This window comes from Borreliella americana, from assembly GCF_021043605.1.
Taxonomy (GTDB): Bacteria; Spirochaetota; Spirochaetia; order Borreliales; family Borreliaceae; genus Borreliella; species Borreliella americana.
Map to the genome: position 1 here is coordinate 1 of NZ_JAJNFB010000023.1, position 9575 is coordinate 9575.

4 protein-coding genes and 3 pseudogenes are annotated in these 9575 nt (G+C 22.8%); 2 read left to right on the forward strand and 5 right to left on the reverse strand.

Features of this window, described 5'->3' with window-relative positions:
- Positions 1 to 1144 precede the first annotated feature (1144 nt).
- Entirely contained in the window at positions 1145 to 2011 is an 867-nt protein-coding gene (locus LRB30_RS05045) for a virulence associated lipoprotein (protein ID WP_231019927.1), read from the reverse strand.
- Positions 2012 to 3640: 1629 nt separating this feature from the next.
- On the opposite strand from LRB30_RS05045, the gene LRB30_RS05050 reads away from it, so the two are divergent.
- Both LRB30_RS05050 and LRB30_RS05055 read left to right on the forward strand, forming a co-directional pair.
- On the forward strand, positions 3641 to 4234 hold the full coding sequence (locus LRB30_RS05050; protein WP_337924900.1) for an isochorismatase family protein: 594 nt from the start codon (positions 3641 to 3643) through the stop codon (positions 4232 to 4234).
- Between the two features lie 751 nt (positions 4235 to 4985).
- Positions 4986 to 5374, forward strand: a pseudogene (locus LRB30_RS05055) (class I SAM-dependent DNA methyltransferase); the annotation flags it as partial.
- Between the two features lie 1492 nt (positions 5375 to 6866).
- Here the strand turns inward: LRB30_RS05055 and LRB30_RS05940 are convergent.
- From LRB30_RS05940 to LRB30_RS05070, 4 genes and pseudogenes are all read right to left on the reverse strand, one after another.
- Positions 6867 to 7043, reverse strand: a pseudogene (locus LRB30_RS05940) (P12 family lipoprotein); the annotation flags it as partial.
- A 448-nt stretch (positions 7044 to 7491) separates the two neighbouring features.
- Positions 7492 to 7791 (reverse strand): annotated as a pseudogene (locus LRB30_RS05945) (CRASP family complement regulator-acquiring lipoprotein).
- Between the two features lie 1143 nt (positions 7792 to 8934).
- Entirely contained in the window at positions 8935 to 9342 is a 408-nt protein-coding gene (locus LRB30_RS05065; protein WP_231019930.1) for a virulence associated lipoprotein, read from the reverse strand.
- Complete coding sequence (locus LRB30_RS05070) at positions 9320 to 9496, reverse strand: hypothetical protein (protein ID WP_231019932.1); 177 nt, start codon at positions 9494 to 9496, stop codon at positions 9320 to 9322. Before LRB30_RS05070 ends, LRB30_RS05065 begins: the two co-directional genes overlap by 23 nt.
- Between the last annotated feature and the right edge of the window lie 79 nt (positions 9497 to 9575).

Genomic DNA, 9575 nt, shown 5'->3' on the forward strand with positions numbered 1-9575 from the left:
TTCTATGAGAAATGGCATATATTGCACATTAAAAAATAACATAGCTAGGAAGAAGAAAAAAAGAAACAGGGATTTTCGAGAATTTTTAAGAATCTATGAAAGATGCTTTAAAAAACAAATCAAATAGAAAATTAAAATGTAACACTGATGATATACTTTAATAAAAACTATTTACCATTCAATTTCACATGTCAAAGAGCAAATTAAGATTAATAAGAAGTAATAAATAATAACAAGATATTGAAAGAATTATATTATTACATATTACACTCTTAAGTTTTCAAATTGAGAAATATATTGTATTGAAAGGATTAATGGAATAGATGGAATAGAATTATAATTTTTTTATAAAAAAGAAACAGATTTTTTGGTGGTTTTTGTACCTTTTTAAAAAGTTTATAAAGTTGTTAGGTAAGCTTTCTGTGTAAGAGTTCAGTATAATTTACTAACCTTAATCAATTTATAAAAATAGAGATCCTTTTCTAAAGGAAAAAATATTAGATTTTAAAATCTTTAAGGGAAAATATAAATTAAAAGTAAAAGAAGACGTTTGAAAAGTTCAATCTGAGATTGAAAAGCAAGTTAAGGATTGAAAAAGTAAAAAAAATTTTCAATGAGTTTGACTTAATATAATTAACTAAAAATTCATCCCTTTATGCTTCAACATAACTGGCAAACAATATTATTTTCATAAAAAGTTTTGACTTAATATATGAGGATTAATAAAGATGAAAAGCTTATTAGAATATAATAAGACATTAACAAGTGTTTGTTATGCACAAGGGGTAGTATTGTAAAACAACTTTATTTTAAAATGTTTCCAATTTATTAAAAATCGAATTAATTAATATACTTGAAAGTAAGTGGTCATTGCAGTTATATAATTTAGCAATTATAAATCATTAAAAGAAATGATTTTTTTGTTTTTTTGAATATTGCATAATAATTATGTGTTTTTCCCCTTTATTTAAATTGCAATTTTGCATTGTAAACTTAATAATATTTATTTAATAAATATTATTGTCTGATTTTTATTTATTGTGTTAATTATAGATGTAATTTTTTTTGTAATCTTTGGTTAAAACGTTAAGCCTATCCTTAATAAGGATAGGCTGGATATTGTGCAACAATTTTAGTATATAATCTAAATGTTATCATATATTGAGGATATGATATTTTTTAACTCATTTACTTCATCTATTATTGTTCTAATTTGATCGAAAAGTGAATCTAAACGAGGTGTAAGTTTAAGGGTATCTTTTTTAATAAGATCTTTATTATTTTCATCATCTAATAAAAATTGCTTAAACATTTTTGATACGATTGTTTTTGTAGACAATAATTTTTTAAACGAATTTTTAAGATTCTCTAAAGTTGAATTGTTTGATTTATTCAGAGTATCTTTTTTGGAATACAATTTAACAATTGTATCAATTGTGTTGTCGAAAAGGATTCCAAACTCGTAAAGTTCGGTTAGTATATATCTTCTTCCTGTCAATATTATAATTTCTGCAAAATTCTTGTATTCGTTGGCATCAATAGGATTTAAAAAGCTATAAATCTGTCTCCTAAATTCTTTAGATCGAGGTATATTGTCAGATATTTTTTTATTTTTATCTGGTGATGATCCCCAATGCAATAGTTCGAAAGCAGCTAACATTCCATATTGTTCTGGAGATTCTTCTTCTAATTTTTTTATATCTTTTTCTCTATCTAAGTTGGCTGTTTCTATTAAATTTCTTAAATCATCAAGTAATGTGTTATTTATTTTTCTATTGTTGTCTTTGCCTTTTTCTTCTTCGTTTTGGCTAGAGACCTCTTTTTTTCTTGGATTAGAGTTTTCTTTTTTATTTTGACTTACTTTTATTTTAGTTTTTAATCCATTATTAATGGACTTTGATTTTTCTTTTTTAATAGACGTATGTTTAGCATCTTTTTTATTGGTGTTAAAATATGGATTGCAGGCTAAAAGTAAAAAAACTAATATGCTAACAATTATATTGTACTTCATAAATATTCTCCTTACTTAAAATTTATAATACAATATTCAATATAATATAAATATAACACAACACAATATTAAATATAATATAAATATAATACAATATTAAATATGGAATTATATTATAATATATTCAATATTGTATTATAGAAATAATCATAATAATATTTTTATTGACGGAAGTTTTATAATATTTTGTTTTTCAAAAGTCCGTTTTTGTTTATTTTTGATTGGTTTTTGTTAAATTAACTTTTAACTCAAAACCTAAAGTAAAGAAAGAGCATAATATTAAATTAAGTATAAAAACTAAAAAAGAGTAAACAAAAAAAATTATTAGATGGAGGAAGCTTGCCAAAAAATAACATAGCTAAGTAAGTACACTATCCGTATAATTTTTATTCAATGTTTTATATGTATAATACATCAAGTTTGATTTTGAATAATTTCAATATTAAAGTGTTTTTATGGCTTAAGATTCTTAAATGTCAAAAAGAAAAGAATACAGCTTAATATCCGCATGCTTTATTATTAAATACAAGTTAAAATTGTTATTTTTTTTAAACTTTCTGCTTATAAATAAAGCACTTTAATATAAGCATAAAAATTGCTTATTTTTTTATTCTATTTCTATATCATAAGCAAGACGTTTGCGTGTTTATGCTATAATTGCAGCAGCTTTGCTTCGTAATTTCAATGAATTCATTAAGACATTAAGAAATTAATGGAAAAAGTAGTAAGTTTCTTTGGCCGCCGATGTCAGAGACAGTAGAAATGACATGTCCAGTGAGTTACTACAAAAGTGTGCTAAAAATAATTCAGAAAAATTTAATAATACATTAACAATCTCAATATTTTTTTTGGAACTATTTTTTAACCTCAAGCTTACATAAATTTTTATTATTGGTTAGGAGTTATTCTTATTAATTTAGATTGATCAAATTTATTAAACATTGCATCTTAGTTTGATATTTGATGAAGAATTTTAAAAAAGATTAAGAGATGTACAAAGAGAATATAAAACAAGCAAATATTTAACTACCTAACTTGATAGAATTGAAGAAGCTAAAAAATTAGAAGTTGTAAGCAAAAGACTATAATTGGCATTGGAAAAAGATTGGTTATTTATAAAAGATGCAAAAAGTTTTAGACGAAAATACTTAAAGAGAATTGTAATAATAATATCATAAGATCAGATTGATCCATTTGAAAGATAAAATTTGTTTGTAGGTAGTGTATATCAATAAACATTAAATTTAGATTTCTTGAGAATGATTATATAAGTAATGTAAATACAAAAAATAATATTTCCTTTTTATTCTATAATAGCAGTCTCTATTGTTTTATTTTACTAATAATTATTTGATCAATAATTGCCCCGGTAATATTTTTTGTTATTTATTGGCAAAGTTTTTTATATTTTTATATTTATTTAATATCTCTCTTTTTTAGGATCATAATTAAACAATTAATATAAATAAAATGTAGAATCAAAGATAGTATTTATGCTTTAATTTGGATACCTTTAAAGGTAAAATTAATTATTGTCTTGGGTATTCCAAATAAATAATTGGTAGGATTTACTATTAAGTATTTTCTAGGGAGGATTTTATTTTAAAAATAACAGAAAATAGCGCACTTATTTTAATAGATATACAAAATGATTTTTTAGAATCGGGTGCTTTACCTATATTTAATAGCAATGAAATAATTCCTTTGATCAATGAGCTTCAAAATTATTTCAAAAACATTGTTGCTACCAAGGATTGGCATTGTAAAAATCATATAAGCTTTTTGAGCAATAAAAATAAGGGCATTTGGCCTAGACATTGTGTCAAGAATACCTGGGGAGCAGAATTCCCCAATAGTTTAAATACAAAAAGAATAAAAAAAGTGTTTTTTAAAGGCAAGAATCGATATCACGATAGTTATAGTGGATTTTATGATAATTACGATAAAACAAAACAAACCGGTCTCTATCTTTATTTAAAAAACAATTTAATTAATACATTATTTATAGCAGGATTAGCATTAGATTTTTGTGTAAAAGAAACAATACTTGATGCAATTAGCTTGGGATTTCGGGTTCATCTAATAATAGATGCTACAAGAAGCATAACATCTACTCCTGAATTAATAGTTCAAGAACTTAAAAAGTTTAAAGTATTAATTTGTTTTTTTAAAGATATCATTGATAATCAAAATAAGCTTAGTTTTAAAAAGATTGTTCAATAATATTTGATTATGAAAAACTACTTATTATATAAATCTCTTTAAAAAATTTAAAAAGTAATAAAAAATTTAGCAATTAAAGTTATATTTTGGATATAATAAAGTTTTGTAATTAATACAGGTTCATTTAATATTTCTTAATTTTAAGTCTACTTTTTTATAAAGTTCAATATTTTCAATCTTTTCTTTTTTTCTTTAAACAACAGAATTAAATACTTTATTTGTTTGAATTTTGGAAAAGAAAGAATTAAAAATTTACTTTTCAAATTTAACTGAAATATTTGCAATTTGAATTGTCTTTATAATTGTTATTTAAATCAGCAATAATGTTCACGCCCTTTTTAGTGTTTTTACAAAATACAAATTAACCAATCCTTTAATATGACAAAAAATAATTTCCTTTTTAAATTTAAATTCTAAATAGCAAATTTTTGAAAAAGTGCATTTGTTTTAAATTCTATTCTCTTAGTATTTTTTAAATACCTTTTTTGGGTTTAGTGCTTACATAAATTAAAAGTTCATCGATATCTGTTGTCGGAAATAAATTAAATGCTGTTGCTTTTTTTGATTTGTCAAATTTCTAAACTTATATAAAAAATTTATTTTGATTATTTTTATGAGTTCAAAAATGACAAATCCATCATTATCTTAGAATAAAATAAATGTTTTTATTTGCATTTTATTTATGTTTGTATATCTATTATGCGAAACATTGCAATTTAACACAAATTTTATTTTTAATCTATCTGCATAAGAATGCACAGTTATTGTTAAAGAAGATGAAAAATATGCTATTCAAGATAGTATAAGTAAAGAATTAGTACTTAAAAGAATTCTACTTAAGAAGTGTATTTATGGTGTTTATATTAATCCTATTTCTGTTGAAATTACTATGTCTAAATTTTCGGATTAATATTTTTGTTTTTGGAATGTCTTAGCCTTGTTGGACATCATATAAAGATAGGAGATGCCTTGATAGGATATACTAAAAATTAATTTTTTGATTTTGCAAAAAAGAAATTTGAAGTTTTAAAAAAGGAAGAAATTACAATTATTTTAGAAAATAGTTATTAAAAAATTAAAGAAATTAATGATGTTACTAAAGAAAATATAAAAAAATCTAAAAAGATGCATAAAGAATATTAGGAAAGTATTTCTAAAGAAGAAATTAGCAAAAAAAATAGATAACTATAAATTTTTGAAATGAAAAAGATAGATACCCGCTTTCCCCCATACTTTACAGGTTAGAGGATGTTTAAGTTTAAAAGAAATTAGGATTAAAGAAAAAAAGTTGTTTTTTAGATTCTTTTGATACCTTGGGATATCTCATAAAAAATAAATTAATAATTCTAATTATATTCATGAAGTTTGAAATAATGACTTGCTTTATAGATTACTGACTATCTAGATAGAATTTTTGGCTATTTAATGTAATTGGACCTATATAAAATTGATTACACTGAGAAATAATAGAAAAAGTCAGATATGAGTTTAAACAATCTTGCTTTATCTATAAAGCTAGTACTGATAAATAAATAGTAAAATAGGCGTTGGCCGATTTGTCTAAAAATTAGTTTTTAATTAAAAAACTAATTTTTAGAACATATTTAGAGTATAATAATACAACAATTTAACAAACTGTTAACATAGCCTATTAACATTAAAATAACTTTAAAATTCTTAATAAACTTAATTTTTTCTATTTGAATGCATTCCTTTTTTTTCTACGATATAGCTCTCTAGCTATTAATTTAAGTTTTTCTCTGTTTTTTTGATAATATTCTCTGTTATAATTAGAAACTTTCTCTTTGTTGTTATATAATAAATCAGCATTTTGCTACTTAAGACCAAAATTATTTTTCATTTTTAATTTTTTCTCTAATTTTTGATAATGATAGGTTTTTTAGAATATTTCTTAAATGGCACTACTCCCAATTTTATTGCAACATTCTTTCTTTTATTATATTCTTAAAGAATTAATAGGTTTTTACTTTTTTAAGTGTTCTGAAAATTTTAAAGTGTTTAATTTTTATTATTTAAATTGATTTAATGTAAATTATAGAATTCTTAAAATGCGTTGTCTAATATAAAAATTGAGTAAATGAATCTGAAATAAAAGATAATATAAATTCCATTGTTCAAACATATAGATAATTTTAAATAATTTTGAAGTTCTTATGTTGTCCAATCAGCCTATTTATTGCAACAGTCCATTAAAATTTTTTTGCATATTTTTTTAAAAAAAATAAAGTCAATTTAATTATCACAACAATCACTAATATAGGCCTCCCATGTGGGAGCTTTATTGTTTAATTACAGCCATTACACTACGATACAAATATATAACCCTTAAAGAGGATCTCTTTTTTAAAGAAAAAGAAAACTTTAATTTTAAATATTAATATCTTTATATATTTTCTTATCCACTAAAAATCACTTAAAACCTTTTTTGCATGTTAAATTAGTTCTTTCATAATTCACCTTTCTCCTATTGTGGCATCTTTTCTAGAAGAATAAAATTCCAAGTAGTTATGACAAAAAAGCATCCTCTGTTTTTTGTCGAGCCCCCGTATAGACAATTTTGATGCATCAGATAATCCATTTTTATTCCTCAATCTTTCAATAATACCTTTTTTTAAACTTTTCTTAGCTTATCAAAAAATTCATCTGCAGATCTTATCTCTTGTTCTGCAACATCAAGCTGAAATATAAGTTTTTCAAGCTCAGCATATTTCTTTAAATTATCTTTCAATTCTTTTAGTTTCCTTATTTTATCTTTATTGTCTCCATAATTTCTCGTTAGCGATGTTTTTTTATTTTGAACTTAACTCATCACGTCGTAAAAATTATTTTTTATTAAAGTATATTCACCTTTAAGTGCCACATATATCCTCAATCAATCTAGAAAATCCAGAGCCAACTGACTAGTAGTTAATTCTTGAGTGTCCATATCAATTAAGAGTATTTTATTTTTTTCCAAAAGAATTGAAAATATTAATTAAACTCGAACTATTACCAATACTACCTTTAACACCAGACATTAATCCTATCTCAGTTAAAATTAATAACTTAAAATTTATTTATTGAAAGAATATCATTTTCTAGTTTTTTTGCTTCTTCTCCTTTAATTTAATTGTAGATTGTGGTTATATAATATTTAAGCTCATTACTATTTGTTTGCTTGAGATTTTCATTAGATTATAAATCTAATGAAAATTGATTTTACATTTTTGAGATGACGGATTTTATAGATAATAATTTTACAAACCAATTTTTAGCTTTTCTAAGTCTGGAATGTCTAGTTTGTCTAAAAAATCTTTTTTGGAGTATAAGCTATCAATTACATTGTCAAAAATACTTACAAATCCGATAATGGTGTTAAAAAGGAGCTTTGTTTTTGTTTACGATATTATTATGTTTGAAAATTCTTTTAATTCATTAGTATCAATAGTGTTTAAGATCTCATAAATCTTTCTTTTATATCTATTAGATTTCTCAGTATTATCGGATACTGTTTCATGTGATGGTTCTTCCCAATGCATTTCTTTGAAGATCGACATTTCATATTAGTTTTTAGATTCTTTATCCATTTTTTTTATATATTTTTCTTTATCCGGATGAGCTGTTTTTATTAAATTTCTTAAATCATTAAGTTGTATGTTTTTTATTTTTATACTAGAGGCTTCTTATTTTGACTAGAGATTCCTTTTTCTTGGGTATAAGACTTTTTTTTCTTTTGTCTTGAGTTAGAGTTTGCTTCTTGGTTAGAAAAGATAACTTTTGTTTTGGGTTTTAGCTCCTTTTTAGTGGACGGTGGATTTTAATCTTTTTTAAATAGGCTGATGTTTCATATTTTTTTGAGTAGTGTTTAAATCTGGATTGCAAGTATTTAAAAATAAAAAAACAAAAATGTTTACAATTACATTTTACTTCATAAATATTCTCCTTACTTAAACTAAAATCTAATATTAAATAAAACATTATATAATATTTAATATTGTATTATTAAAATAATCATAATAATATACTTGAGTTACAATAATTTTTAGCAGTGTTAGAGGCTCTTTTACTCCTCAGTAGTAATGAATTTAAAAATTTTTAAGTAATAAGATAAATTAAAGGTAAAATAAAGTTTTCAAAAAGTTCAATTTGAAATTGAAAATCAAGTTAATAATTTGAAGTATAAAGAATATTCTCAAATGAGTTTAACGAATATGTAAAATATAATTAAGTCAAAACTTTTTATGAAAAAAATTCTGTTTGTCAATTATACATACTTTTTGAGATTCTTTTTACTAAAAATTTAAAAATATAAAGGAATAAATTTCTAGTTAATTAATAAGGCTGAAAAGTTTATTGGATAATAACCACTCGCTTTCAAATATCTAATTAATTTGATTCTTAATAAATTGAAAACTCTCTAAAAATCCCACCACTTGTTAATGCATTATTATTACATTTATATAATTTAGCATTTATAAATTCTTAAAAGAAATGATTTTTTTAATATTGCAAAATAATTATGTGTTTTTTCTTTTTTTTAAATTATAACTTTGCATTGTAAGCTTTTGATATGACTTTAACAAATATATTGTTAATTTTTGTTAATTATAGGTGAAAAATTCTTTGTAATCTTTGATTAAAACGCTAAGCCTATCCTTTTGTTAAGGTATAGGCTGGGTTATAACAATTTTAGTAATAACTTAAATGCTACTATATATTGAGGATATGATATTTTTTAGTTTCTGCGCTTTCTCTTTTGTTTCTATAATTTGGTTGAAAAGTGTATTTATATGAGATTCAAGTTTAATGAGATTTGTTTTTATATGATTTGTATCATTTTGATAATCTAATAAAAGTTGTTTAAACATTTCAGCTACGATTGTTTTTGTAGACAATAATTCTTCAAACGAATTTTTAAGAGTCTCCAAATTTGAAGTGTTTAATTTGTCTAGAGCATCTTTTTTAGAATATAAGCTAACAATCGCGTAATCTAAAAAGTTTCCGAAGATGTAAAGGGTGTTTAATAGATCTTTTTTTTGACTTGACAATTTTACAATTTCTGAAAATGTTTTAAATTCATTGATATTAATAGCATTTAAGAATGCCATAAATCCTTCTTCGAAAGTTTTTAGATCTCTTGGAAGAATTATCGGATATTATTTCATTTGGTGGTTCTATCCAATTAAGATCTTTAAAAACCAATATTCCATATTGATCCAAGGGTTCTTCTTTTAATTTTTTTATATCTTTTTTTCTATCCACATGAAGTATTAGTAGTATTTTTATTTTCTTGATGATCTTTTAATGCTAATGCAAACTGTTCTATAGATTTTTTAGATAG

What these genes read in the sequence shown, in the direction of transcription:
- LRB30_RS05045 (WP_231019927.1), bottom strand. Translation starts at nt 2,011, where the DNA reads ATGAAGTACAATATAATTGTTAGCATATTAGTTTTTTTACTTTTAGCC.
- LRB30_RS05065 (WP_231019930.1), bottom strand. Translation starts at nt 9,342, where the DNA reads ATGGCATTCTTAAATGCTATTAATATCAATGAATTTAAAACATTTTCA.